The 25837-nt window shown below is 66.4% G+C and carries 26 protein-coding genes; 17 read left to right on the top strand and 9 right to left on the bottom strand.

Annotated features, from left to right (window positions below; translation table 11 throughout):
• Positions 1-16: 16 nt before the first annotated feature.
• Entirely contained in the window at positions 17-454 is a 438-nt protein-coding gene (locus ACO05L_RS11180) for an HIT family protein (protein WP_421729251.1), read from the bottom strand.
• Between the two features lie 143 nt (positions 455-597).
• On the opposite strand from ACO05L_RS11180, the gene ACO05L_RS11175 reads away from it, so the two are divergent.
• The 4 genes from ACO05L_RS11175 to ACO05L_RS11160 all read left to right on the top strand — a co-directional run bounded on the left by ACO05L_RS11175 (position 598) and on the right by ACO05L_RS11160 (position 4819).
• On the top strand, positions 598-1500 hold the full coding sequence (locus ACO05L_RS11175) for an enoyl-CoA hydratase-related protein (protein WP_421729250.1): 903 nt from the start codon (positions 598-600) through the stop codon (positions 1498-1500).
• 49 nt (positions 1501-1549) lie between these two features.
• The gene (locus ACO05L_RS11170) at positions 1550-1891 is read left to right on the top strand and encodes a hypothetical protein (protein ID WP_421729249.1); all 342 of its coding nucleotides are present in this window, start codon (positions 1550-1552) and stop codon (positions 1889-1891) included.
• A gap of 46 nt (positions 1892-1937) precedes the next feature.
• Positions 1938-3749, top strand: a complete 1812-nt coding sequence (locus ACO05L_RS11165; RefSeq protein ID WP_421729248.1) for an aminopeptidase P family protein — start codon at positions 1938-1940, stop codon at positions 3747-3749.
• Positions 3750-3814: 65 nt separating this feature from the next.
• Positions 3815-4819 (top strand): aldo/keto reductase, encoded by a 1005-nt coding sequence (locus tag ACO05L_RS11160; protein WP_421729247.1) that lies wholly within the window; start codon positions 3815-3817, stop codon positions 4817-4819.
• Here ACO05L_RS11160 and ligA read toward each other — a convergent pair.
• Positions 4816-7143 carry an NAD-dependent DNA ligase LigA gene (ligA, locus tag ACO05L_RS11155; protein WP_421729246.1) on the bottom strand — a complete coding sequence of 776 codons (2328 nt, stop codon included), beginning with the start codon at positions 7141-7143 and terminating at the stop codon, positions 4816-4818. The genes ACO05L_RS11160 and ligA overlap by 4 nt on opposite strands.
• Positions 7144-7271: 128 nt before the next feature.
• On the opposite strand from ligA, the gene ACO05L_RS11150 reads away from it, so the two are divergent.
• Both ACO05L_RS11150 and ACO05L_RS11145 read left to right on the top strand, forming a co-directional pair.
• Complete coding sequence (locus tag ACO05L_RS11150; RefSeq protein ID WP_421729245.1) at positions 7272-8246, top strand: M20/M25/M40 family metallo-hydrolase; 975 nt, start codon at positions 7272-7274, stop codon at positions 8244-8246.
• A 66-nt stretch (positions 8247-8312) separates the two neighbouring features.
• On the top strand, positions 8313-8933 hold the full coding sequence (locus ACO05L_RS11145) for a methyltransferase family protein (protein ID WP_421729244.1): 621 nt from the start codon (positions 8313-8315) through the stop codon (positions 8931-8933).
• Positions 8934-8997: 64 nt separating this feature from the next.
• Here ACO05L_RS11145 and ACO05L_RS11140 read toward each other — a convergent pair whose 3' ends face one another.
• On the bottom strand, positions 8998-9447 hold the full coding sequence (locus ACO05L_RS11140) for a peptidylprolyl isomerase (RefSeq protein ID WP_421729243.1): 450 nt from the start codon (positions 9445-9447) through the stop codon (positions 8998-9000).
• 83 nt (positions 9448-9530) lie between these two features.
• Between ACO05L_RS11140 and ACO05L_RS11135 the strand changes: the two genes are divergently transcribed.
• Positions 9531-10280, top strand: a complete 750-nt coding sequence (locus tag ACO05L_RS11135) for an RlmE family RNA methyltransferase (protein WP_421729242.1) — start codon at positions 9531-9533, stop codon at positions 10278-10280.
• Positions 10281-10284: 4 nt separating this feature from the next.
• On the opposite strand, the gene ACO05L_RS11130 is transcribed toward ACO05L_RS11135, so the two are convergent.
• Positions 10285-10815 (bottom strand): DUF2061 domain-containing protein, encoded by a 531-nt coding sequence (locus tag ACO05L_RS11130; RefSeq protein ID WP_421729241.1) that lies wholly within the window; start codon positions 10813-10815, stop codon positions 10285-10287.
• 148 nt (positions 10816-10963) lie between these two features.
• On the opposite strand from ACO05L_RS11130, the gene guaB reads away from it, so the two are divergent.
• Genes guaB through guaA form a run of 5 tightly spaced genes read left to right on the top strand, consistent with a single transcriptional unit; the run spans position 10964 to position 16510 of the window.
• Positions 10964-12424, top strand: a complete 1461-nt coding sequence (gene guaB / locus ACO05L_RS11125) for an IMP dehydrogenase (protein ID WP_421729240.1) — start codon at positions 10964-10966, stop codon at positions 12422-12424.
• Positions 12425-12436: 12 nt separating this feature from the next.
• Entirely contained in the window at positions 12437-12829 is a 393-nt protein-coding gene (locus ACO05L_RS11120; RefSeq protein ID WP_421729239.1) for an MAPEG family protein, read from the top strand.
• 8 nt (positions 12830-12837) lie between these two features.
• Positions 12838-14250, top strand: coding sequence for an RsmB/NOP family class I SAM-dependent RNA methyltransferase (locus ACO05L_RS11115; protein ID WP_421729238.1), 1413 nt, complete (start codon positions 12838-12840; stop codon positions 14248-14250).
• A complete protein-coding gene (locus tag ACO05L_RS11110; RefSeq protein WP_421729237.1) occupies positions 14247-14951 on the top strand; it encodes a 5'-methylthioadenosine/S-adenosylhomocysteine nucleosidase in 705 nt (234 codons plus the stop codon). Before ACO05L_RS11115 ends, ACO05L_RS11110 begins: the two co-directional genes overlap by 4 nt.
• Positions 14948-16510 carry a glutamine-hydrolyzing GMP synthase gene (gene guaA / locus ACO05L_RS11105; RefSeq protein WP_421729236.1) on the top strand — a complete coding sequence of 521 codons (1563 nt, stop codon included), beginning with the start codon at positions 14948-14950 and terminating at the stop codon, positions 16508-16510. The genes ACO05L_RS11110 and guaA overlap by 4 nt, the downstream gene beginning before the upstream one ends.
• A gap of 196 nt (positions 16511-16706) precedes the next feature.
• On the opposite strand, the gene ACO05L_RS11100 is transcribed toward guaA, so the two are convergent.
• The 3 genes from ACO05L_RS11100 to ACO05L_RS11090 form a co-directional block, all read right to left on the bottom strand.
• Positions 16707-16955 (bottom strand): hypothetical protein, encoded by a 249-nt coding sequence (locus tag ACO05L_RS11100; protein WP_421729235.1) that lies wholly within the window; start codon positions 16953-16955, stop codon positions 16707-16709.
• 81 nt (positions 16956-17036) lie between these two features.
• Complete coding sequence (locus tag ACO05L_RS11095; protein WP_421729234.1) at positions 17037-19619, bottom strand: HWE histidine kinase domain-containing protein; 2583 nt, start codon at positions 19617-19619, stop codon at positions 17037-17039.
• A complete protein-coding gene (locus ACO05L_RS11090) occupies positions 19616-20227 on the bottom strand; it encodes a biliverdin-producing heme oxygenase (protein ID WP_421729233.1) in 612 nt (203 codons plus the stop codon). The genes ACO05L_RS11095 and ACO05L_RS11090 overlap by 4 nt, the downstream gene beginning before the upstream one ends.
• Positions 20228-20587: 360 nt before the next feature.
• Here ACO05L_RS11090 and ACO05L_RS11085 point away from each other — a divergent pair, with 360 nt between their 5' ends.
• Positions 20588-20812, top strand: coding sequence for a hypothetical protein (locus ACO05L_RS11085; protein WP_421729232.1), 225 nt, complete (start codon positions 20588-20590; stop codon positions 20810-20812).
• A 6-nt stretch (positions 20813-20818) separates the two neighbouring features.
• Here the strand turns inward: ACO05L_RS11085 and ACO05L_RS11080 are convergent, their stop codons facing one another.
• The gene (locus tag ACO05L_RS11080; protein WP_421729231.1) at positions 20819-21178 is read right to left on the bottom strand and encodes a response regulator; all 360 of its coding nucleotides are present in this window, start codon (positions 21176-21178) and stop codon (positions 20819-20821) included.
• Positions 21179-21247: 69 nt separating this feature from the next.
• On the opposite strand from ACO05L_RS11080, the gene ACO05L_RS11075 reads away from it, so the two are divergent.
• The 3 genes from ACO05L_RS11075 to ACO05L_RS11065 are packed head-to-tail and all read left to right on the top strand — an operon-like array spanning position 21248 to position 24379.
• A complete protein-coding gene (locus tag ACO05L_RS11075; RefSeq protein ID WP_421729230.1) occupies positions 21248-23755 on the top strand; it encodes a response regulator in 2508 nt (835 codons plus the stop codon).
• On the top strand, positions 23730-24107 hold the full coding sequence (locus ACO05L_RS11070) for a response regulator (RefSeq protein WP_421729229.1): 378 nt from the start codon (positions 23730-23732) through the stop codon (positions 24105-24107). The genes ACO05L_RS11075 and ACO05L_RS11070 overlap by 26 nt, the downstream gene beginning before the upstream one ends.
• Positions 24104-24379 carry an Hpt domain-containing protein gene (locus ACO05L_RS11065; protein ID WP_421729228.1) on the top strand — a complete coding sequence of 92 codons (276 nt, stop codon included), beginning with the start codon at positions 24104-24106 and terminating at the stop codon, positions 24377-24379. The genes ACO05L_RS11070 and ACO05L_RS11065 overlap by 4 nt, the downstream gene beginning before the upstream one ends.
• Positions 24380-24383: 4 nt before the next feature.
• Here ACO05L_RS11065 and ACO05L_RS11060 read toward each other — a convergent pair whose 3' ends face one another.
• Positions 24384-25022, bottom strand: coding sequence for a response regulator transcription factor (locus ACO05L_RS11060; RefSeq protein ID WP_421729227.1), 639 nt, complete (start codon positions 25020-25022; stop codon positions 24384-24386).
• Between the two features lie 281 nt (positions 25023-25303).
• Between ACO05L_RS11060 and ACO05L_RS11055 the strand changes: the two genes are divergently transcribed.
• Positions 25304-25831 (top strand): DUF4402 domain-containing protein, encoded by a 528-nt coding sequence (locus ACO05L_RS11055; RefSeq protein ID WP_421729226.1) that lies wholly within the window; start codon positions 25304-25306, stop codon positions 25829-25831.
• The last annotated feature ends 6 nt before the right edge of the window (positions 25832-25837 follow it).

Genomic DNA, 25837 nt, shown 5'->3' with positions numbered 1-25837 from the left:
TTCCCAGGAATGCCGCCTAATCCAGGGCGGCGGCGATGCGGGCGGCCAGCGTCTTGAGCTGGTCGGTGTCCGCCATCGGCGCGTGGCCATGGCCCTTGATCTCTCGGCCCGCCCAGCGTGGGATGATGTGGAAATGCAGGTGGAAGACGGTCTGGCCGCCAGCCTCGCCATTGAACTGCATGATGCTGAAGCCGTCGGGGTCGAGCGCCTTCACCACGGCCTTGGCCGTTCGTTGGGTCGCCGCCGTCAGCGCGGTCAGCACCTCGGGCTCGATCTCCAGCAGGTTTCGGGCGGTGGAGGTTTTCGACACCACCAGCACATGGCCCTCGGACTGCGGAAAGACGTCCATGAAGGCCAGGACCTGATCGTCCTGCCAGACCGTGACGTTGGGGATCTCGCCGCGCAGAATCCTGGCGAAGATATTGTCGGTGTCATAGGCGCCGGTCAGGCTCATGGGCGGTCTCCTTCAGCGGGCCCTGAGCTAGCAGAGGTTGCGCCTGAGGGGGAGGCGGTGTTTTGGCGCCGCCGGTCTGTGTGGGCGTCTTTGCTTCGCGTGCGTTGAACCCCTAAAGCAGCCTCAGTCCCAGGAGCCGACGCATGTCCGACAAGAACCCCACCGAAGCCGACCTCAACGCGCTCGACATCACCGACGCCGAAGCGGGGATCATCAACAGCATCGCCCAGCCCCTGGTGCCCGGCGCTGCGCCCGACGCCGACGACGACCTGGTCCAGATCGACGGAACGACGGACGGGGTGGTCTTCATCACCATCAACCGCCCGGCCAAGAAGAACGCCTTCGACGCCGCCGTCATCGCCGCCCTGCACGAAGCGTTCGAGACCCTGCATGGGGCCGACAATGTGCGTCTGGTCTTCCTGCGCGGAGCGGGCGGCACCTTCTGCGCCGGCGCCGACATCAGCTGGATGCGCGATGCGGTCGAGTGGTCGGAAAGCGACAACCGCGACGACGCCATGGGCCTGGCCAAGATGCTGAAGGCCCTGCACGACATTCCGGCCCTGACGGTGGCCCTGGTCGAGGGCGCGGCCATGGGCGGCGGGGCGGGCATAGTCGCCGCCTGCGACATGGCCGTGGCGGTCGAGGGCGCACGCTTCGCCTTTTCCGAGGTCAAGCTGGGCCTCATCCCGGCGACCATCGCCCCCTATGTCATCGACGCCATCGGCTCGCGCCGGGCGCGCCAGCTGTTCCTGACGGCCAACATCTTCGATGCCGACTATGCGGCCCACGCCGGGCTGATCGACATGGTCCTGCCCGAGGGGTCGATCGATGAGTTCATCTCCATGCTGACCGACAGCCTGACGATGAATGCGCCGGGCGCGATGGGCGACGCCAAGCGGCTGGTCAACGACATCGCCGGCAAGCGGATCGACCATGGGCTGATGGAGGACACCGCGCGCCGCATCGCCCGCGCCCGTGTTTCGTCTGAAGGCCAGGAGGGCGTCCGCGCCTTCCTGGAAAAGCGTTCGCCGAATTGGGCCGAATAGGGTGAGGGCTCCTCGCGCCTTCGCAGCCCTGGCCCTCGGTCTTGCGCTCGTGACATCAGGGCCCGTCGCCGCACAGCAGGTCGGCGATGCGGACAGGGCCGACCTGCAATGTCTGGGCGTCTTCATCTACATGGGCGGGCAGGGCGAGGATGCGGCGGCCAAGGCCTGGTTCACGGGTCAGGCCCAGCACTATCTCGGGCGGCTGGAGGGGCGCAGTCCGGGCGTCGTCTGGCTGGATCGCCTGACCGACTATTTCGCCGGGCCCTTCCCGCAGGAGTTCGAGGCCCAGCGCGCCCGTTGCGGGCCCGAGGCCGAGGCGCGCGACGACGCGCTGGAGGCCTGGAGCGTGGCCTTCATGGCGAGAGTGGCGGCGGCCCGATCGGCCGACTGACGCCGCCGCCTTTCCCCCGCCGCGATGGTGGGTGTATGGCGGGACCATGCGCCAGTCCTTTGATGAAACAACCGATCCTTCCTTTGGAGCCCGGCATCTGCCGCTGCTTCGCGAACGCCTGGCCGAACAGGGGCTGGACGGGTTTCTGGTCCCGCACGAGGACGAACATCAGAACGAATACCTGCCTGAGGCCAATGACCGCCTGGCCTGGCTGACCGGCTTCACCGGCTCGGCGGGCGCCGCTGTGGTGCTGGCGGATCGGGCGGCGGTCTTCGCGGACGGGCGCTATACGGTTCAGATGCGCGCCCAGGTCGATGCGGGCCAGTTCGAGATTCTCGGCCTCGAAGGCAAGGGTGTGTCGGCCTATCTGGTCAAGGCGCCCCAGGGCGCTGTGATCGGCTTTGATCCTCGGCTGCATAGCCCGGATTCCCTGGCGGCCCTGCGCAAGGCGGCGGCCGCAGCGGGCGCGACGCTGAAACCGGTCGAGGCCAACCCGCTGGATGCGGCCTGGGGCGCCGACCGCCCGGCCCAGCCCCAGGCGCCCGTCGTTCCCCACGAGGACCTCTATTCGGGCGAGAGCCATGCCTCGAAACGCGCCCGGATCGGCGCCGCGATCGCCGCGGCGGGTGCGGATGCGGCGGTGCTGACCGCGCCGTCCTCCATCGCCTGGCTGTTCAATGTGCGGGGCGGTGACGTGATCCGCTCGCCCCTGCCGCTGGGTCAGGCCATCGTGAAGGCCGACGGGTCCGCCGAGCTCTTCCTCGATCCGGCCAAGGTCACCAACCAACTGCCGGCATGGCTGGGCGACGATGTCGTGCTGAAGCCATCGGACGCGCTGGACGCCGCACTGGACGCTCTGGCGGACCACAAGGTGCTGATCGATCCGGCCCAGTCCTCCGCCTGGTATTTCGACCGGCTGGAAGCGGCGGGGGCGACGATCGTCCGCGCCATGGACCCCTGCGCCATCCCGCGCGCCGCCAAGAACCCCGTGGAGATCGAGGGCAGTCGCCAGGCCCATATCCGCGACGGCGCGGCCCTCAGCCGGTTCCTGCACTGGGTGGGCACGACGGCGCAGGAGACCCTGCCCGACGAGCGCGAGGTCGCCCAGACGCTCGAGCGGTTCCGTGAAGAGACGGGCGCGCTCAAGGACCTGTCTTTCGACACCATCGCCGGGGCCGGCCCCAATGGCGCCCTGCCGCACTACAAGCCCGTCGGCGACAAGATCCGCCGCATAGAGAAGGGCTCGCTGCTGCTGGTGGACGGCGGCGGCCAGTATCTGGACGGCACCACCGACGTGACCCGCACTATGGCCATCGGAGAGCCGACCGATGAACAGCGCCGCATGTTCACCCTGGTGCTGAAATCCCACATCGCCATGGCCGTGATCCGCTTCCCGGTAGGCACCAGCGGGCATCAGCTGGACGCCATCGCGCGCCAGCCGATGTGGATGGCGGGCCTGGACTATGACCACGGCACCGGCCACGGCGTCGGCTCATATCTGGGCGTCCATGAGGGGCCGCAGCGCATCGCCAAGGCGGTCAACAGCCAGCCCCTGCTGACCGGCATGATCCTGTCGAACGAGCCCGGCTATTACCGCGAAGGCCATTGGGGCATCCGCATCGAGACCCTGCAGGTGGTCACCCCGCCCGAGCCCATTCCCGGCGGCGAGCGGCCCATGCACGGGTTCGAGCAACTGACCTTCGCCCCGCACGACCGACGCCTGATCGAGGTTTCGATGCTGACCCCGGACGAGCGCGTCTATGTCGACGCCTATCACGCCGAGACCCTGGCCAAGGTCGGGCCGCTGCTGGACGGGGAGGCTCTGGATTGGCTGAAGGGCCAGTGCGCGCCGCTGTGACGCCGCCTTGCGGTTGACCCCCTGAGTGACGACCTGAGACCTGCACCCATCCAAGGAGATCGCCCATGAAGACCCGTCGTCTCGGCAAGAACGGACCAGAAGTGGGCGCTGTCGGTCTGGGCTGTATGGGGATGGCGTCCTCCTATGGTCAGGCCTCGGATCAGGCCCAGGTGGACGCCGTGATCCATCGCGCGCTGGACCTGGGCGTCACCCTGTTCGACACGGCCGAAATCTATGGTCCGCACGTCAACGAGACCCAGGTCGGCACAGCCCTCAGCGGTAAAGGAGGGGCCGGCCGGCGCGACAAGGCCTTCATCGCCACCAAGTTCGGCATCGGTTGGAAGGCGGACCGGTCGGGGCTGACGGTCGACGGCTCGCCCGCCAATGTGCGCCGCGCCATCGAGGGCAGCCTGAAACGGCTGAACGTGGATCACGTCGATCTCTATTACCTGCACCGGGTCGATCCCGACACGCCGATCGAGGACACGGTCGGGGCGATGGCCGAGCTGGTGAGCGAGGGCAAGGTCCGGTTCCTGGGCCTGTCCGAAGCGGCGCCCGCGACGATCCGCAAGGCCCACGCGACCCACCCCATCACCGCCTTGCAGACCGAATATTCGCTGTGGAGCCGTGACCCCGAGGACGAAATCCTGGCCACGGTGCGCGAATTGGGTATCGGCTTTGTGCCCTACAGCCCGCTGGGGCGCGGCTTCCTGTCCGGCGATATCAAGTCTATCGACGACCTGGCCGAGGATGATTTCCGCCGCTCGAACCCGCGCTTCCAGGGCGATAATTTCCAGAAGAACATGGACCTGGTCGAGGCGGTGAAATCCATCGCCCACGACCGGGGCGTCACCGCCGCGCAACTGGCCCTGGCCTGGGTGCTGCACCAGGGCGACGACCTTGTGCCCATCCCCGGCACCCGCCGCATCGCGACGCTGGAGGACAATATCGCCGCCGCTCGGGTCGTGCTGACGGCTGAAGACGTCGCGGCGATCGAGGCGGTCTTCCCGCGCGATGCCGCGGTGGGCGACCGCTACGCCGTCGCGGGGCAGGCGGCCTTGAACCGCTAGCCGATCAGGGCCAGCCACTCGTCCTCGGTCAGGACGGCGACGCCGTGCTTTTCCGCATCGGCCAGCTTCGAGCCTGCGCCCGGGCCGGCGACGACATAGTCGGTCTTCTTGGACACCGAGCCCGACACCTTGGCGCCTAGGCTCTCGGCCCGCGCCTTGGCCTCGTCGCGGGTGAAGCGCTCCAGCGAGCCTGTGAAGACGACGGTCTTGCCCGCGACCGGACTGTCGTTCCTGGGGCGTTCGGCGTCCTCGACGGTGGTCAGTTCGGCGATCAGGGCGTCGACGACCTGACGATTGTGATCCTCGTGGAAGAACTCGGCCAGGGCGCGGGCGGCGACGGGGCCGACGCCGGCGATCCCCGCGATCTCGCCCAGGGTCATGGACGGACCGTCCTCGCGCGCGATGCGGGCCAGTTCGACCACGGACGCCCAGTCGGTCGCCAGCAGAGCCAGGGCGCGGCGTGCGGGGGTGGCGACGCCGGGGAAGGCGAGGGCGAGCTTCTGGTCAATGGGGGCCTCGGGCCACGGATCGCCAACGGGCAGCCTGGCCTCGCACATGATCGCCAGGGTGCGGGCGGAAACGCCGTGACCTTCGGACAATTGGGTCCATTCTGGCGAGGGAATGCCGGACGCCGCCTCCAGTCCTGCGGCGTAGAATGCCGTCCATGAACCAAAGTGGCGGGCCAGCAGCAGCGAGGTCTGGTCGCCGATATCGCGGATGCCCAGGGCGAAGATCAGCCGTTCCAGCGAGATGACGCGCCGCGCGTCGATGCCGGCGATCAGGTTCTTCACGCTGGTCTCGCCATAGCCGTCCTCGGCGCGCAGAGCGTCGAGCTTTTCAGCGTCGCGGGCCAGGCGGAAGATGTCGGCGGGCTGAGTGATCCAGCCACGCTCATGGAAGGCGATCAGCTGTTTCTCGCCCAGGCCTTCGATGTCGAACGCCCGGCGCGAGACGAAATGCTTGAGCCGCTCGATCAGCTGGGCGTTGCAGATCAGGCCGCCGGTGCAGCGCCGACGCACGTCGTCGCCCTCGCGCACGGCCTCCGAACCACAGACGGGGCAGTGGGTCGGGAAGACGTAAGGCGCCGCATCGGCAGGGCGACGCTCCCGCACCACCTCGACGATCTGGGGGATCACGTCGCCGGCGCGTTGCAGGACGACGGTGTCGCCGATGCGAAGGTCCTTGCGGGCGATCTCGTCCTCGTTGTGCAGGGTGGCGTTCCTGACCACGACGCCGCCGACCGTGACCGGATGCAGCCGGGCGACGGGGGTCAGGGAGCCGGTGCGGCCGACCTGGATGTCGATGCCTTCCAGAACCGTCGTCGCCTGTTGCGCGGGGAATTTGTGGGCGATGGCCCAGCGGGGGCTGCGCGAGACGAAGCCGAGGCGGGCCTGCCAGTCCAGCCGATCGACCTTGTAGACCACGCCGTCGATGTCATAGCCGAGGCTGGCGCGGTCGGTTTCCAGCCCGCGATAGATGTCGATCAGGCCATCGGCGCCGTCCACGCGTTGCGATCGCGGATTGACCTTGAACCCCCAGGATTCGAAGGCCGCCAGAGCCTCGGCCTGGGTTTCGGCGAAGGGGGCGGACACCTCGCCCCAGGCATAGGCGAAGAAGTTCAGCGGGCGCTGGGCCGTGACCTTGGGATCGATCTGGCGCAGGGACCCGGCGGCGAAATTGCGCGGGTTGGCGTAGGTTCGGCGGCCTTCAGCCTCAGCGGCGGCGTTGAAGGCGTCGAAGCCCTCGTTGGGCGCATAGACCTCGCCCCGCACCTCGATCAGGTCGGGCCAGCCGGAGCCCGAGAGGCGGGCGGGGATGTCGCGGATGGTGCGCAGATTGGCGGTGATGTCCTCGCCCGTCTTGCCGTCGCCGCGCGTGGCGCCCTGTACCAGCACGCCGTGTTCGTAGCGAATATTGGCCGACAGGCCATCGATCTTGGGCTCGGCGACGAAGGCCAGGGGCTGCAGCGGGTCCAGCTTGAGAAACCGGCGGATCCGTGCGGCGAAGTCGGTCACGTCGGTGTCGTCGAAGGCGTTGTCCAGCGACAGCATCGGCACGCCGTGGCGGACCTCGGAAAACTGGGCCGAGACCGGCGCCCCGACCTTTCTCGACGGCGAATCGGCGCGGATCAGGTCCGGGAAACGCGCCTCGATGGCCAGGTTTCTAGCCTTCAGCGCGTCGTATTCGGCGTCGGTCAGTTGCGGCGCGGCCTCGGCGTAGAGAAAGTCGGCGCGCGCCATGGCCTTGGCTAGCCGGGCAAGCTCGGCCGCCGCCGCCTCGGGCGTCAGGTCTTCAACGGGCATGTCGGCGGCAGGTGAGGGCATGGGAATCGCAGAACGTCGGCGGGTGGGTTTGGTTTAGCATTCTGGGCGCCGTCAGGTCCGATGACACGAAGTTAATCTGACGCTGGGCCTAAGGCTCGCTAGGCTTTGGCGAAAATAGGGAGGATTCCATGTTCAGACGTTCCGCCGCCGCCACCCTTGCTGCGAGCGCATCCCTGTTGGTGCTGGCCGGCTGCGAGGGCCGCCATCCGGCCGCGGCTCCGGCCGCGATGCCCGAGCCGTTGGCGCAGGTCACACCGCCCCAGCAACTGATGACCGACCTGCGCGTCCTGTCGGCGGACGACATGGAGGGCCGCGGCGTCGGCACAGCGGGCGGCGAACGGGCGCGGGCCTATATCGTGTCGCGGCTGGAGGCTCTGGGCATCGAAGCCGCGCCGATGGGCCGGCTGCAAGCCTTCCAGGCCGAGGGGCGCGATGCGACCGGTCGGCGCCAGGTGTCGGGCGTCAACATCCTGGGCCTGATCCCCGGCACGCGGGTCACGGACCGCTATATCGTGGTCACCGCCCACTACGACCACAACGGCGTCTATGAGGGTCAGATCTACAACGGCGCCGACGACAACGCCTCGGGTGTGGCGACCATGCTGGAGTTGGCCGCGCGGCTGAAGGCGGCGCCGCCCGAGCACAGCGTCCTCATCGTCGCCTTCGACGGCGAAGAGGCGGGCCTGCTGGGCGCCAAGCATTTCATCCAGGCGCCCCCGGTGCCGCTGGCCTCCATCGCCCTGAACATCAACTATGACATGACCGCGCGCGCCGAGACCGACGGCAAGCTGTGGGTCACCGGCACCTATCAGCACCCCGCGCTGAAGCCTGCCCTACAGGCCATTCCGTCCAACGGGGCGGTGGCGCTGGCGTTCGGCAAGGATTCGCCTGCCGATACAGGGTCCGACAACTGGGTGCACGCCTCGGATCATGGCCCCTTCCACGACGCGGGCCTGCCCTTCCTGTATTTCGGGGTCGATTTCCATTCGGACTATCACCGCCCGAGTGATGACTACGAGCGGATCACGCCATCGGTATTCGCCAGCGCGACCGAACTGGCGATCTCGGCCTTCCGGGCGCTGGATGCGTCGCTGGACCGCTGACTTCAATCCGCCGCAAAGCCTCGACATCACCGTCTGCGACATTCTGTCCAGCTTCGAAGGTGATCCATGGCCACGGCGAGCTTTGATCTTGGGCGCGTACAGAAACTGAGGAAGGCGGCGGTCGCTGCGGGGCTGATCGTCGCTATCGCGCTCGCCTTCGTCAGTCGATCCTTTTGGGGCGGGGGCGTCTTACACGAGGGCGTCGAGGCCGTTGGCCTCGGCATGATCGCGGTCTGCATCGTGGGGCGAGCCTGGTGCTCGCTCTACATCGGCGGGCGCAAGAAGGACGAGATCGTCGATCAAGGCCCCTATTCGGTCAGCCGCAACCCACTCTATGTCTTCAGCTTCATCGGCGCGTTCGGCGTGGGCGCCCAGACCGGCAGCCTGATCCTATCACTGGTGTTCCTAGCGATTACAGGTCTGATCTTCGCGATCACCATTCGTCGCGAGGAGGCCTGGTTGTCCGAGGCGTTCGGCCCCGTCTATGCCGCCTACGTCGCCCGCACGCCCCGCTTCGGGCCGGACTTCCGGCTGTGGCGGGATGCCGAGACCCTGCAGGTTAAGCCGCGCTTCTTCCTGACCACGCTCCGAGACGGCTTGGTCTTCCTGCTGGCCGTGCCGATCTTCGAGTCGGTCGAGAGACTGCAGTCCCTCGGTTGGATCGGCACGCTTTTCCGCCTGCCCTAGATACGAATAGGATGGGATGCGAAAGGGGCGGGCCGTTTTCACGACCCGCCCCTCGAAAGCGTCTTTAGTTGACCGTCGCCTTGACGATCTTGCCCGGCGTGCGGGGCGGCTCGCCCTTGGGCAGGGCGTCGACATTGTCCATGCCTTCGATCACTTCACCCCAGACCGTGTACTGGCGGTCCAGGAAGGTCGCGTCGTCCAGGCAGATGAAGAACTGCGAGTTGGCGCTGTCGGGCGCCGAGGTGCGGGCCATGGAGCAGACGCCGCGGACGTGCGGCTCAGCCGAGAACTCGGCCTTGAGGTTGGGCTTCTTGGAGCCCGAGGTGCCGGTGCCGGTCGGATCGCCGCCCTGGGCCATGAAGCCCGAGATGACGCGGTGGAAGACCACGCCGTCGTAGAAGCCTTCCGAGGCCAGTTCGGTGATGCGCTCGACATGGCCCGGCGCCAGGTCGGGCCGCAGCTTGATGACGACATCGCCCGTATCGAGGGTCAGGGTCAGGGTTTGATCGGCCATCGGGCACGCTCCGTTTCTAATCGGGTGTTCTTATCCGGGCAGGGGTCATAGCCCGCAATGCCTGTCGGGGCTATGTGGGATGCATGAGTGAAGATGAAAAGCCCCCAAAGACCGTGAGTGCGTCCGAAACCGCGCCGCCTGAACCCGCGCGCCGCAAGATGGTGCGCCCTCCCACCGGCGGCACGGCTGCGGGCCGCGGCATGGGCACCCAGATCAAGACGGCCGACAAGAAGTCGATGTCCTCCATCCAATGGATCAAGCGTCAGCTGGCCGATCCCTGGTCCGAGAAGGCGCGCGCCGAGGGCTGGCGCAGCCGGGCGGCGTTTAAGTTCAGTGAGATTGACGACCGATTCCGCCTGGTGAAGCGCGGTTCGCGGGTCATCGACCTGGGCGCGGCGCCGGGCGGCTGGGTCCAGGTTTGCGTCAATCGCGGCGCTGCGGCGGTGGTGGGGGTCGACCTGTTGCCGATCGAGCCGATCCCCGGGGCCATCCTGATCCAGGCCGACTTTACAGAACCGGGCGTCGATCAACAGTTGATAGAGGCTCTTGGCGGGGCGCCTGATCTGGTGTTGTCCGACATGGCGCACAACACGGTCGGCCACCGTCAGACGGATCACTTGAAGATCATCGCCCTGATCGAAATCGCCGCCGAATTCGCCATCCGGACCCTGCGTCCCGGCGGGCATTTCGTGACGAAGAACTTCCAGGGCGGGGACGCCGGTCACGTCCTGGCTGACCTGAGAGCGAACTTTCAGGACGTTAAGTACGTCAAGCCTTCCGCCAGCCGGAAAGGCTCGTCGGAGGTCTATCTGGTGGCGCTGAACCGGCTCTGATCCTTCAGGCGGCCTGGGGAGCCCTGCGGGCTTCCCGCGCCGTCCAGAAGCGATCGTGAAGGGCGAAGAAGACCATCTGGACCAGGGGCTCGACCACCCCAATGGCCAGGGCTGCGCGCCAATTCTGCGTCACGGCGAAGGCGACCGTCACGGCCACGGTGAAATGCATGACGCCGTAGGTCATGGTCTTGACCGCGATTTTCCTGAACGAGGGCAGGCTGTGGAGATGGCCGTGGTGCTCGCGGGTCCGCGCCTGTTCGTCTGCGTCCATGACGTTCAGGCGGGCGGTGAAGGCCTCTGCGGTCTCCTCCAGCGAACTGCCCGTTCGGCGTCGCTCGACACGGTGCCAAACGCGGTCGTGAATGGAATAGGCGATGGTCTGGAAAAACGGCTCGACCACGCCGATCGCCAAGGCCAGCCGCCAATCGCGCGTGATGGCCAAGGCCACCAGCATGGCGACGATCAGGTGCATCACGCCATAGCTGGCGATCTTGAGCGCAAGGCTTCGGACGGATCTGGCGATATCTGCAACCATGGCCTTTAAATGTTAGCTGCGGCTGAAAGTTTCAAGCACTGGCGAGCAATCTTGTCCGCCTGCGGATTTTGGCCGTCGGAAGCATGGACTTGCGGTTGACTTCGCAGCCGCGAAAGAGGATATGCGGCCCGCAAAACGGAGACTCCCTATGGAGATACGCGAAGGGCTCACCTTCGACGATGTTTTGCTCGAACCCGGCCCGTCCGAGACCATGCCTGCGGAAGCAGATGTCTCGACCCGCCTGACGCGCGACATCAATCTGAAGATACCGCTGCTGTCGTCCGCCATGGACACGGTGACGGAAAGCCGACTGGCCATCGCCATGGCCCAGGCCGGCGGTCTGGGCGTGCTTCACCGCAACATGACCATCGCCGAACAGGCCGATCAGGTCCGCGAGGTGAAACGCTACGAAAGCGGCATGGTCATCAACCCGGTGACCATCAGCCCGGAAACCACCCTGGGCGAGGTCCGCGAGATCGTGGCGCGCAGGAAGTTCAGCGGCTTTCCCGTCGTCGATCCGAAGACGGGTCGGCTGGTCGGCATCCTGACCAACCGCGACATGCGGTTCGACACCGATCCGAACCGCAAAGCCGCCGAGCTGATGACCACCAGCGATCTGGTCACCGTGCGCGAAGGCGCCGGGCGTGACGAGGCGCGCGCCCTGTTGCGGGACAAGAAGATCGAGCGCGTCATCGTCGTGGACGAGGACTATCGCGCCACCGGCCTGATCACGATGAAGGACATCGAGAAGGCTCAGGCCCATCCTCACGCCGCCAAGGACGAACAGGGCCGGCTGCTGGTCGGCGCCGCCTCGACGGTGGGCGACGCAGGCTATGAGCGGGCCATGGCCCTCGCCGAGGCCGGTTGCGACGTGGTGGTGATCGACACCGCCCACGGCCACTCCGCCCAGGTCGCCCACGTCGTCGAGCGCATCAAGCGCGAGAACAACCGGCTCCAGATCATCGCCGGCAATATCGCCACCTATGACGCCGCACGCGCCCTGATCGACGCGGGCGCCGATGCGGTGAAGGTCGGCATCGGTCCGGGCAGCATCTGCACCACTCGCATCGTCGCCGGTGTCGGCGTGCCGCAGCTGACGGCCATCATCGACGCCGTTCGGGCCGCCAAGGCCTCGGGCGCGCCGGTCATCGCCGACGGCGGGATCAAGTATTCGGGCGACCTGGCCAAGGCCATCGCGGCGGGGGCGTCGGTGGCCATGATGGGTTCGATGTTCGCCGGCACCGACGAGAGCCCCGGCGAGGTCTTCCTGTACCAGGGCCGGTCCTACAAGTCGTACCGCGGCATGGGCTCGGTCGGAGCGATGGGGGCCGGTTCCGCCGACCGCTATTTCCAGAAGGACGTCCAGGACAGCCAGAAGCTGGTGCCCGAGGGCATCGAGGGCCAGACCCCCTACAAGGGGCCGATCGCGCCGGTCCTGCACCAGATGGTCGGCGGTCTTCGCGCCGCCATGGGCTATGTCGGCGCCCCCACGATCAAGGACTTCCAGGAGCGCGCCAAGTTCGTGCGCATCACCGGGGCCGGATTGCGCGAAAGCCACGTCCATGACGTGATGATCACGCGGGAAGCGCCGAACTATCGGCAGGGGTAGGGGACCGATCCGATGACGCCTGAACTGACCTATCTGGCGGCGACGCTGATCCTGGCGGTGGTGCAGATCTTCCTGCCCGCCACCGGGAGGACGCGTCAGTTCGGGACCAAGTGGAACGCCGGGCCGCGTGACGAGGCGACTCCTCCGGTCGGGCCGATCACCGGCCGCCTCGAAAGAGCCCAGTCCAACCTCTACGAGACCCTTCCGCTGTTCATCGGCGCCGTCCTGATCGCCCATGTGACGGGCGAGGACGGCGTCCTGACCTACTGGGGCGCCGCCCTCTATTTCTGGGCCCGCCTGATCTACATCCCGCTGTACGCATTCGGCGTCACGGGTCTTCGCAGTCTCGCCTTCATGGCCTCGCTCATCGGCTTGCTGATGATCATCGCCGCATTGTTCCTCTGAAAGCCTAAGTGACCCCAGCCGCTCGTCTTGCCGCCGCCGCCTCCGTCCTGGACTCCATCGCCCAGGGCCGCCAACCGGCCGAGGCCGTCCTCAAGACCTGGGGATCCGAGAACCGCTATGCGGGGTCCAAGGATCGCCGCGCCGTCGCCGACCGCGTCTATCGCGTGCTGCGTGCGCGCGGTCGTCTGGTCTGGGCCATGGGCGGGCGGGAGGACGGCCGCGCCCTGGTCATCGGCTCGCTCAGCCTGATCGACGGCCTGTCGCTGGAAGAGATCGAGGCCCTGCACATGGGCGACGGCTATGGCCCGCGTCCTCTGTCGAAACAGGAACGCAGCCGCCTGACCGCCACCGACGGCGAACTGCCCGGCTGGGTCGCCGCCGGTCTGCCCGAGTTCGTGATGGAGGACTTCAAGGCCTCGTTCGGCGATAGCTGGGCGGCTGAGGCCGAGGCCCTGATGGTGCCTCGCGCGCCCATCGACCTGCGCGTCAACGCCGCAAAGGCGACGGTGGCCGAGGTCGCCGCCGAACTGCGTGCAGCCGGGCTGGACCCGCAGCCCACGCCCTGGTCCGCCTGGGGGCTGCGTCTGAATGCCGAGCCGCCGCCCAACGTCCAGGCGCTGGAAGCCTTCAAGGACGGCCGCATCGAGATTCAGGACGAAGGCAGCCAGATCGTCTGCTGGCTGGCTGGCGTCGAGCCCGGCATGACCGTGGTCGACTACTGCGCCGGGGGCGGGGGCAAGACCCTGGGCCTGGCCATGCAGATGGCCGCCGCCGGCTCCGGCCGCGTGGTCGAGGCCGCAGAGCCCGGCAAGGTCTGGACCCCGACCGGCTGGGTCGATGCGCCGGTGGCCAAGAAGACCGCCCCGGTCGCCGGGACGGACGGTCGTCTGGTCGCCTATGACGTGGTTCAGAAGCGGTTGGACAACATCAAGCCCCGCCTGCAACGTGCGGGTGTTGCTGCGGAATTGCATCAGCTCGGCCCCAATGGCGGCGGTGTCGAGGACATGGTCCAGCAGGCCGACGTGGTCCTGGTCGATGCGCCCTGCACCGGCTCGGGCACCTGGCGTCGTCGTCCCGAGGACGCCTGGCGGCTGAAGCCCGAGGACGTCGACCGCATGCACAGCCTGCAGATGGCCATCGTCGCCCGCGCCGCCAAGCTGGTGAAGCCCGGCGGTCGGCTTGTCTATGTCACCTGTTCGATGCTGCGCGGAGAGAACGAGGCGACCATGGACGCCTTCGAGGAGGATCACCCGTCCTTCACGCCCGTGGCCATCACCGCCGCCGTGGGCAGCGCCAACTTCACCGACGCCGGGCGCAACAAGCTGGCCGAGCTTTCGAACGGCGGCCATCGCATCCGCCTGTCGCCGGCCACGGCCAACACGGACGGCTTCTTCGCCGCCCTCTACGAGCGGCAGGCGTGAGCCTGAACGGGCGGCTGGAGCGATACGGCGACCTCTCGGTCCTGTGTGTCATGGCCGCCCCCGCCGAATACGGCGAGCACCTAAAGGCGCGCATCCAGCCGCTGATGACCGGCGTCGGTCCGGTCGAGGCCGCCGTCAGCCTGACCGCCGCCCTGGCGCGACTGGATGCCGTGAACAACCTGCCGGATCTGATCCTGTCCCTGGGGTCGTGCGGATCGCGCGAGTTGGAACACGCCTGCGTCTATCAGGCGTCCTCGGTCGGCTATCGCGACATGGACGCCAGTGCTCTGGGCTTCCCGAAGGGGATCACGCCCCTGCTGGACCAGCCCGCCGTTCTGCCTCTGCCATGCCCCATACCCGGCGTGCCGACCGCCTCCCTGTCCACCGGGGGCAGCGTCGTTTCGGGCGCCGCCTATGACGCCATTGACGCCGAGATGGTGGACATGGAGACCTTCGCCCTGCTGCGCGCGGCCCAGACCTTCGGCGTCCCTGTGGTCGCCCTGCGTGGCGTCAGCGACGGTCGCGCGGAGCTGACCAAGCTCGAGGACTGGACCTCGACCCTCCACCACGTCGATCAGAACCTGGCGGTCGCTCTGGATGGGTTGGTCGCTGTTTTGACGGCCCGCGGCCTTTCCGCGCTTGATATTGCTGGCGACGCCAGCCAAGTCCCCGCCCAATCGCTCGCCCCGGAATCGCCATGACCGCACAATCAGACCACCGATCCGTCCTCATCGTCGATTTCGGCAGCCAGGTGACTCAGCTGATCGCGCGGCGCCTGCGCGAGGCCAGCGTCTATTGCGAGATCCATCCCTTCGCCAAGGCCGAGGCGGCGGTGGCGGCGATGAACCCGGCGGCCATCATCCTGTCGGGCGGTCCCGAGAGCGTCCATGAGGAAGGCAGCCCGCGTGCGCCCCAGGCCGTGTTCGAGGCCGGCGTGCCGGTGCTGGGCATCTGCTACGGCGAGATGACCATGTGCGAGCAACTTGGCGGCAAGGTCGAGGGCGGCCACACCCGCGAGTTCGGCCGCGCCGAGATCACCGTGGCCAAATCCTCGCCTCTTCTGGCCGGTCTGGCGCCGGTCGGCGAGGACGAGACCGTCTGGATGAGCCACGGCGACAAGATCGTCGCCATCCCCGAAGGCTTTGAGGCCGTCGCCACCTCTGCCGGATCGCCCTATGCGGTGATCGCCGATGAGAAGAGACGCTTCTATGGCGTTCAATTCCATCCGGAAGTCATGCATACGCCGCGTGGCGCGGAGATGCTGAAGAACTTCACCCACGGCATCGCCGGCCTGACCGGCGACTGGACCATGGCCGCCTATCGCGACGAGCAGGTCGCCAAGATCCGCGCCCAGGTCGGTTCGGCCAAGGTCATCTGCGGCCTGTCGGGCGGGGTGGATTCTTCGGTCGCCGCCGTGCTGATCCACGAGGCTATCGGCGACCAACTGACCTGCGTCTTCGTCGACACCGGCCTGCTGCGCAAGGACGAGGCTGCGCAGGTCACGACCCTGTTCAGAGAACACTACAACATCCCCCTGATCCACGTTGATGCGTCTAAGGAATTCCTCGGCGCGCTGGCCGGACAGTCCGACCCTGAGACCAAGCGCAAGACCATCGGCCGCGTCTTCATCGAGATCTTCGACCGCGAAGCCAACAAGATCGAAGGCGCCGAGTTCCTGGCTCAGGGCACCCTCTATCCCGACGTAATCGAGAGCGTGTCCTCGTCCAGCGGCAAGGCCCACGTCATCAAGAGCCACCACAATGTCGGCGGCCTGCCCGACTATATGAAGCTGAAACTGGTCGAGCCGCTGCGCGAGCTGTTCAAGGACGAGGTCCGCGCCCTGGGCCGTGAACTGGGCCTGACCGACGCCTTCGTGGGTCGCCATCCCTTCCCAGGGCCGGGCCTGGCCATCCGCATCCCGGGCGAGATCACGCCCGAGGCCGTCGAGACCCTGCAACAGGCCGACGCCATCTATCTGGACGAAATCCGCAAGGCCGGTCTCTACGACAAAATCTGGCAGGCCTTCGCCGTCCTGCTGCCGGTCAAGACGGTCGGAGTCATGGGCGACGCCCGCACCTACGAAAAGGTCCTGGCCCTGCGCGCCGTGTCCTCCACCGACGGCATGACCGCCGACTTCTACGAGTTCCCCTGGGACGTCCTGGGCAAGTGCGCGACCCGCATCGTCAACGAGGTCCGAGGCGTCAACCGCGTGGTCTATGACGTGACGTCCAAGCCTCCCGGCACCATCGAATGGGAATGATTCAAATCTGCCGGTCTTCCTTCGTTCTGTTGGACTGGTCGGCGGTCTACCGACGCATCGCATCGGTCGGACGCGGGCCCGAAGCCCTCGTGCCCGCCGATGAACGCGCGTTCCAGGCGTAGGCAGGCTGCGGCTGATGGGGAGGGCGCTCCTATCGCATTCGGCGACCCCAGCCTTTGGATCGCGACGACCGCCGCTATTTCCGGCTGGGCTTGATTGACTCCCGCGCCGCATCTGCCGCGTCGAGCAGTCGGATGGCCGAGATTTCCGCTGCATCCGCGGTCATCTTCAGTTTGGCTTCCGGCGGATCGACCGCCTCGACGCGACCGTCGACGGCCTCGGGTTTCAGCGGGTCGGTGATCAGCGGCGTGTCATCAGCAGGCTCAGTCATCGCCAGAAAACCCGCGCTGTCGCCGCTTGTTCCGGACGGTCTCTCTTCAAGCACACGCAGCGCGCATCCCTTGCAATCCGGTCAGCGACATGTGGCCTATCGTCTGAGAGCGAAGTCCGCGCCGAATTCAGGCGTTTACTCCGATCTTGCCGCGTCGTCGGCAGAGCGGCCGAGTAGGCTGTCCATCGCCCGCGCAACATTCTCCAAAGTGTAGGGCTTCTGGACCACCAGCCGACCGCGATGATCCATCGGCAGGTTAGCCTGTTCGCCATAGCCGGTGGCGAAGAGGAACGGCACGTTCAACTCCATCAACCGGTCGGCGATCGGATAGCTGGTGCGGTCGCCGAGATTGATGTCGAGCATGGCCACCGTTGGTCTCGCGGCCTCGATCAGTTCCAGGGCCGCCTCCACGGTAGCGGCCGGTGAAACGGAGTCCGCGCCGAGCCGACCGACGATGTCCTCGGCGTCAAGGGCGATGATCAGACTGTCCTCGACCAGCAGAACAGTCTCGCCCGTCAGCACCGTCGTCGGCGCCGCTTGGGGATGGCCCACGGCGGGACGTGGATATTTTATGGGCTGCCCTGTGACAGTACGCGCCTCCGATACGTGGCGGCTGGGGATCCAGAAGGACGCTTGTACGCCCGTCGGATCGTAGTCGATGCTGGCCTTGCCGCCGAGGTCATAGGGCACCGAGCGATCAATGATGGTGGTGCCAAATCCCTTTCGGGTCGGAGGACTGACTGACGGCCCGCCTTGCTCGCGCCACTCGAGCACAAGGTCGTTCTTGGCGTCGCGGCGCCAACCGATCGTCACCCGCCCGCCCGCGGCCGACAGGGCCCCGTACTTGGTCGAGTTCGTGACCAACTCGTGGACCACCAGCGCCATGGTCGAATAGGCTTGGGGATTGAGCAGAACTGGCTCGCCTTGCGTAACGATCCGGTCGGGTTCGCTGACGAAGGCGGCGGCCTCGGCGTCGATCAGGGCCTGCATCGGCGCCGGACCCCAGTGGTCATCGGTGATCTGGTTGTGGGCCCGGGCCAGGGCGTGGATGCGTCCGTCGACGACCTTGACGAACTCCGCCATATCACCGCCGGTCGGCTGTGACTGCCGGATCAGGCCGCGAATAACGCCCAGGATATTGCGAACCCGGTGGTTCAGCTCGGCGATCAGCAGCTCCTGACGCGCGCTGGCCTGCTGTCGTTCCGCCGAGGCCTCATCGGCCAACCGCAGCACAACCTCGATCAGGGTGGCGCGCAAGGTTTCGGCCACACGGCGTTCTGAGCCGGTGAAGGGCTTGGACCGACCCTCGATCAGCTCCTTCCACTCGGCGAAGCTCTCGCGCGGCGTCAGGCGCGGCCCGTTGGGTCCGTATTCGATCGGCTTGTGCGGGTCGCCCGCCCAGCGCACCGAATGGATCAACTCGCGGCGGAACAGCACCACATAGTCGCGCGGACTCCGTGAGATCGGGATCGCCAGCATGCCCGCCGTTGATGAGGCGAACGCCTCCGCCCCCGAGACGATCGAGCCGATATGATCGGTCGCATAGACCTTGCCCGCCGCCGTTCCGTTCAGGGCGCGCACGATACGGCGGAAATCTTCGAGTGGCGGCGTAGTGCCCGAAAAGGCGTGGTTGCCGCCGATCCACACCCCGACTCCGTCGGCCGGGATGGCATGGGTCAGGATGTCGCCCAGCCAGTCGGGATCCTTGAGCAGGGTCTCGTCGGAGGCCACGGCCCCCAGCAATTGATCGGAAATGTCGCGGGCGCGGCGTTCGTACTCCACCGTCTCCTGACGCTCCCGGCTTTCCAGCCGCATGGAAAACATCTGGGAGAAAAGCTCCGCAACCGAGCGCCGTTCGAACGTCGGGCAGCGAGCCGAATAGTGGTGGCAGGCGAACAGGCCCCACAGCCTGCCCTCGACGATGATCGAGATGGACAGGGAGGCGCCTACCCCCATGTTCTTTAGATACTCGATATGGATCGGCGATACCGACCTGAGCACCGACAGCGATAGATCGAGCGGTGCTCCCGCTTCGTCGCGTTGCGGAAGAACCGGCACAGCCTCGGCGTTAACATCAGTGATCACGCGCAGCAGGTTGCGACGATAGAGCTCGCGAGCCTGAGCCGGAATGTCGCTGGCGGGGTAATGCAGCCCCATGAACTTGCCGATTCCCGCCCGCACGGCCTCGGCGACGACTTCCCCATGCCCATCGGCGGCGAAGCGATAGACCATCACCCGGTCGAAGCCGATCAGGGCGCGTACCTGGCGCGCGCCCTCCTTGTAGAAGGCGGTGAAATCGGCCGCCTGGTCCAGACGGGTGATCATCGACCGGACCATGCCGGTGGCGTCGCCATGCTCGCCGGACGCCGGCTCGGCTTCGATCACCACCTGTCCGCCGGAGATGTGAAGCGCCACGTCGAATGACCCGAACCCCGGGACCAGCTCGCAGTCGAACATCCGTTCGACCGCGTCAGGGCCCCTTAGAATGGCCGCGCGATTGCGCAGATCGTGGACGGCGGCTTTCGAGAACACCGTTTCGAGCGGCTCGCCGAACAGGTCCGCAGGCTCTCGGCCGATGAACTCCGCCACATTGGCCGAGACCCGCGCCACCATCCAGTCCGAGGTTAGGGCGATTAGGAAGCCGATCGGCTGGATCGCGCCCAGAATATGGATGGGCTCGCGATCGCAGTTCGTCAGATCGACAGGTCTTGAGTTCACGGCTGCGCGGCCCCGGATTGCGATCGAGCGCACTGCTCGAACATGGCGAAGACGACAAGAGCCGCCGAAACTGCGTCGGCAAGACTCGCCTCCGAGCTTAGCCGTTCATCAAGAAGCGAAATGAATGCGCGCCAATCCGCCGGGTTCCCAGGTGTGAGAAAAGCAGTCGGAAATCCTGGTCCGACCGCCCGGACAAGCATGGCTCCGCCCAATCGAGAGCCTTCGAGAACATAGGCGGCGCCGAGGACGGCCGCGTCGGTTGAAAAGATGGGAAGAGGGCAGGGAGACGGTGCGGGCGCGGCCAGGGTGGCGAGGTCACTCAGCAGGTCGGCGGATCGTCGGCGGCTCTCCCAACCCTGGATCACCCTTTCAGCGGCGGCGGCGTCAAGTGCGGCCTCGACTGCCAGAAAAGCTGGAGCCTGAGCTCGCAGGAAGGCGACGTAGTCAGATTTGTTTGCGAGGTTGAAGGTGGAGAACATACCGTCCAGCCGCGCGTGGGCTTCGGCGGTGGCCGCTCTCAGCGCGAAGCGCGGGCTGCGATGCTCATAATCAGCCGGGCCGGCAGAGCCGCGGGGGTGGGGCGACGGGTTTGCGATGGTCGATTTCACCAATCTATGTTAAGCTAGGGATCGAAAGTTGCTAGACATTTTGCATCATGGTTCGACGGACTTCACAGTAACTTGAAACGGATTTTGGCCCGGTTATCATCCTCTCGCTACCAGGGGGATGGCGCCCTGCCTCCAGGGGGCTGGAGCGTCGGAGCCCGGACGAGCGACGACGGGGACGGGGCTTCACGCTCGTGCGTGGTTCACGTTGGCGGGCCACGGTTAGGCCGCTTTCGTCCACGATAGGGAAATCGCGCCAAGGCGCACGCCTTCTCGGCGTTTCCCTCCCCGACTATCCGGGCCGCGCCTAGGCGCGGCTCTTCTTTGTCTGGCGTCAGCGCCGGTCGCCAGAGCGTTTCCAAGATGACCGCAGGACTTCAACTTAAGGCCGCTCGCCAGATCCTCCGATGGGACGAGGCGACGATGGCGCGCGCCCTGCGGCTCGCCGGGACGCCCGAGAAAGCGGCGGCCCGGGTGCGCGAAATGGAAGCGGGCAAGCGCGACATCAGCGGACCTGTTCAGGTCGCGGTCGAGGCCTTGCTCAGCGGCTGGCGTCCGACCGGGTGGAGCGACAGCCCGCCAGCCTGAGCCGCCTCAAGCCGTTAATCCCAGCGCCATCTCGAGCTCATTGCTTGAGAACGGCTTGATCAGCGTCGCGTGGGCGCCCAGACCCGAGGCCATCCTAAGCACGGGACCTGCGCCGAGGCGGCCGCCACCCGTGATGGCCACGATTCGCACGTCGGATCGGACCTTGCGCGCCTCCATGATGAAGGTCAGTCCGTCCCGCTCGGGCATCAGGATATCGACCACAACCGCATCCGAGCCTTGCGTTTCCATGCAGCTCAGGCCTGTATCGACATCAGGCGCGGTCGCGACCGTGTGCCCCAGAGACGTCAGCATCGTTTCCAGATGGCTGAGCATCAACGGATCGTCATCGATGACACAGACTTTCATTGTGATCGACCTCCTCGGCTCCATGCCCAGCCTGCTGAGTACCGGCCAATGACCTCGGCGCGTCAACCCTTGTCGCGCCGTTTTCGCGCCGCCGTCGTTGCGGGCATCGGCGTCATCCTGGTGCTGCTCGCGCTGACCGGGATCGAACTGTCGAAGGAATTCAACAGCAGCAGAGCACTGCGCGCGCAGGTGGTGCAGTCGTACGAGACGCGGCTGGAAATCGAGGCCGTTCAGAAGATCATGCTGGACGGAGAGACGGGCGCTCGCGGTTATGTGCTCACGGGTCAGGATCGATATCTCGAACCGTGGATTTCCGCCTCGGCCCGGATCGGAACGCAGCTGGCCGGACTGCGGCAGGATTTCCGGGGGGATGCTCAGGCGTCGCCTATGCTGGATCATCTCGAGGCGCTGGCCAGAGAGAAGTTCGCCATCTCGGCCGCCGTCATCGATCGACGTAGGGACCTCGGCGCACAGGCCGCCCTGGCATCCCCTCTCGACAGTCGAGGCAAGGTGATCATGGATGAGGCCAGGCGAACCCTTACAGACTTGGTCGCGCTGGAGGCGGCGAGGCTGGATCAGTATTCCGCGGCCGCCGATGCCAGGACCGCTCGGACGGAGCGGCTGGTCGTCGGCCTGTTCGCCACCCTTTTGCTGGTCATCTTGGGCGCCGTCATGCTCGGCATCCGCTATGTCGTCACGCGTCAGACCATGATGAGCGACATCCGGAGCCAGGCGCAGCGGCAGCAGGTGATCTTCAACAGCGCCATCGACGCCATCATCACGCTGAACCCCAGCGGGAGCATCGAGACCGTCAATGCGGCGGCCGAGACCATGTTTGGATACCGCGCAGAGGAACTGAGCCGACGCGACATCTCTCTGTTGGTGGAACTGGCCCAGGACGGCGACGGCGAGTTCCTCAAGCGGCTCGGGTCTTCGCAGGGAGCCCTTGAAAAGGGGCTGATCCGGCAGATGGAGGCCCGACGCAGGAATGGCGTCGTCTTCCCCGTCGATGTGGCCCTGGGCGCCATGCATCTGCCCACCGGAACCCATGTAGTCGCCGTAATCCGCGACATTTCCGAGCGCAAACGGATCGAGCAGTTGAAGGACGAGTTCGTCTCGACCGTCAGCCATGAGCTGCGGACGCCCCTGACATCCATCGCCGGCTCCCTGGGTCTGCTGGCCGGCGGCGCGGCGGGCCGGATGCCCGAGAAGGCCGCCCGGCTGGTCCAGATCGCGCATTCCAACAGTCAGCGGCTGGTGCGGCTTATCAACGACATCCTCGACATCGAGAAGATGGAGTCGGGCAAGCTGCGCCTCGAGGTGACGTCGCTGGATCTGTACGACATCGCCGAAAGGTCGATCGAGGGAATGCGCGGCTATGCCGACGAGTTGGGCGTGACGCTGGATCTGGCGGCGGGCGAATCCGCGCCTGTGCGGGGCGACGCCGACCGGCTGATCCAGGTCGTGACCAACCTGCTGTCGAACGCGGCGAAATTCTCGCCGGCGGGCGGCTCGGTCCGGGTCAGCGTCAATCCGGAAAGGCGATTGGCTCGCCTCAGCGTCACCGATCATGGACCCGGCATTCCCGAGGCCTTCCGTTCGCGCATCTTCTCCAAGTTCGCTCAGGCCGATGGTTCCGACACCCGCGCCAAGGGTGGCACCGGCCTTGGCCTGGCCATCGCCCGCGAGATCGCAGAGCGACATGGCGGCCGGCTGTGGTTCGAATCCCTGCCCGGCGAAGGCGCGACCTTCCATCTGGACCTGCCGCTGGCCAGCGGGCAGGGCGGTGCGGAGGTCGGCGGCGGACCCCGTCTGCTGATCGTCGAGGACGACATCGACGCCGCCAACATCCTGCGTGACATGCTCGAGGCGGACGGTTTCGACGCCGAGATCGCAAGCACGGGCCGACAGGCCCTGATGATGGCGCAGACGGGCTTCTATTCCGCCGTCCTTGTCGACATTCATCTGCCCGACGCCGACGGCATCAGCCTGATCCGGACGCTGCGCGAGTCGGCGGACACGCGCGATCTGCCCGTCGTCGTCGTCTCCGGCGACGCCGCCAAGGGAAGGGCGCGAGCGCAATCGCTGGAAGTCCTCGACTGGCTGGAAAAGCCGTTCGACCAGGCCCGACTGCGCAGCGCCGTGGCAGCCATCTATCAGCGGCTCGCGGATCGTCTGCCGGTGGTCCTGCACGTGGACGACGACAGGGATATCCTGGAGGTCACTGCCGAAGCCCTGGCCGGATCAGCCGTAATGGTGGCGGCGGAAAGCCTGGCGGGGGCACGGGGGGCGTTGGCGAGACACAGGCCCGATCTTGTCATTCTGGACCTCGGCCTGCCCGACGGATCGGGTCTGGAGTTGCTGAGCGAGATGCGCGACGAGAGCGGCCACAGCGTTCCGGTCATCGTCTATTCCGCCCAGGAAATGGATGGCGCGCTGGCGCACCGCGTGGAGGCCGTTCTGACCAAGTCGAAGTCGTCCCTGGCCGGTCTCGCAAAGACCGTCCGGAAGTTGACCGACACGAAGACCAATCAAGAGAGGAAAGCGGTGGATGATGGAGATACTTCACGTCGATGACGAGCCCGACATTCGCGAAGTCGCCGCGATGTCGCTGGCCATAGACCCGGCGATCAATGTCCGCTCGGTGCGATCCGGCGAAGAGGCGCTGGAGATGCTGGCGACCGGTTGGCGGCCCGATGTCGTCCTGCTGGACGTGATGATGCCCGATCTGGACGGGCCGGGCACGTTACAGCGGTTGCGCAAGATGCCGGGTCACGAGACGACGCCGGTCATCTTCATGACGGCGCGCGCGCAGGCGTCGGAACGGATGCGCTTCATCGACCTGGGAGCGATCGCGGTCATCATCAAGCCGTTCGACCCCATGACCTTGGCCAGCCAGGTGCGGGATCATCTCGCCTCCGTCGCATGAGCGATCCTCTGGCCGCGTTGCGCGAGCGCTTCCGGGCTCGACTGAATGACGATCTCGAACGCCTTAGAGGCTTGCGCGCCGCGACCGGAAAAGAAGCGGAGCTGCGGATGCTGGCGCACAGTCTGGCGGGTGCGGCGGGCACGTTCGGATATCCGGCGCTCAGCGCCGTTGCGGTGACGGTGGATGATCGCCACGCCTCAGGCGAGCGACCGACCGAAGCCGAACTTGACGCGCTCGAGACCGCGATCGCCTCGGTCATCGCATCCGCTTGACGTGTCAGCCCTCCAGCGGGCGCAGATACGGTCCCGCCGCCAGGATGGCCTGGCTGCGGTTGTTGACGCCCAGCTTCTTGAAGATGGCCGACATATGCTGTTTCACCGTACCTTCCGTCAGGTTCATGTCGGCGGCGATCTGTTTGTTCAGTCGCCCGTCGGCCAAAGCGTTCAGCACCCGAAGCTGGCCCGCCGAAAGGGTCGCCACCTTCTTGTGGAAGTCTGCGGCCGCCGGCACGGGGGCCGGGTCGCCGGGCAGGTTGACGCTCTCGCCACGCAGGATCGCCCCCACGGCGTTGACCAGGTCGCTGACCGGCGCGCCCTTGTTCAGATAGGCGGCGGCGCCGAAGGTCTTGGCCAAGGCGACAACATGGGTGTCGAACCGGCCGGAAACGATCGCGATCGGTCGATCGGGCAAGAGTTGCTGAAGCATCAGAAGCCCGCTGAATCCCGTGACGTCGGGCAGCATCAGGTCCAGCAAGACAAGTTTGATGCGTGGCCCATGGGCCCTGGCGTAGGCTTCGGCTTCTGCCGCACTGGTGACCCTGCCGACGTCCAGGTGCGGATAGGCGGCCCGAACCGACAACTCGAACGCTTCGCCGACCAAGGGATGGTCATCCACGATCAGGACGATCCACTGCATTCCAGGCTCTCCCTGCAGGCTGTGTAACGGATTCGCAGCTAACAGGTTCAGTCTATGTCAGACGCGCTATGGTTACCAATCTGTTCCCAATGCTTAACGAAATCTGAAAGATCATCGTAAAAATAAAGTAACCACTAATCGAAGCGGCCATCTGCAGAGCATTCAGGCGTATAACTTTGGTATATTTTGATCCCTTTTGAGCTTTGTGCCGCTGGACTTCGACACGCCTTGGTTGTTTCTCCAGATCATCACGTTCACAACGCCCCCGAGGAGAGGCCGAAATGTCGATCAAGTTGTTCGCCGCCGCCGCCGTGATCGCTCTCGGCGCCCTGTCCAGCCCGGCCTTCGCCCAGTCGGCATCGACAACGGGAACGGGCTCGATCACCGTCATCCGCCCCCTGACAATCACCAAGAATTCCGACCTTAAGTTCGGCGCCGTTGTTCGCCCGACGACCGGTTCGGGCACGGCCGTGGTCAGCGCCGCCGGCGTTCGCTCGGTCACCGGCGGCGTCGCCGGCCTGGCTTCGGGCGACACCCCGGTCGCTGCCGCCTTTACGGTCGCTGGTGAAGGCGGCCAGTCGGTCTCGATCACCATCCCCGCGACCTTCAGCATGATCAATGGTTCGGACACCCTGACCGTCACGACCTCAAACAACCTGACCGGTTCGGCGGCGGCCCAGACCCTCAGCAACGCCTTGGGCTCCGCCGGTTCGCTGGCCTTCGCCGTTGGTGGTTCGGTTCCTGTGTCCTCGACCCAGGCGACCGGCCTCTACACCGGCACGTTCACGGTCTCAGCCGCCTATAACTAAGGCGAG

It is taken from the genome of Brevundimonas sp. (assembly GCF_965227765.1).
Taxonomy (GTDB): domain Bacteria; phylum Pseudomonadota; class Alphaproteobacteria; order Caulobacterales; family Caulobacteraceae; genus Brevundimonas.
Note: the sequence above shows the minus strand (reverse complement) of the source record. Positions and strands in the feature narration are given on the sequence as shown.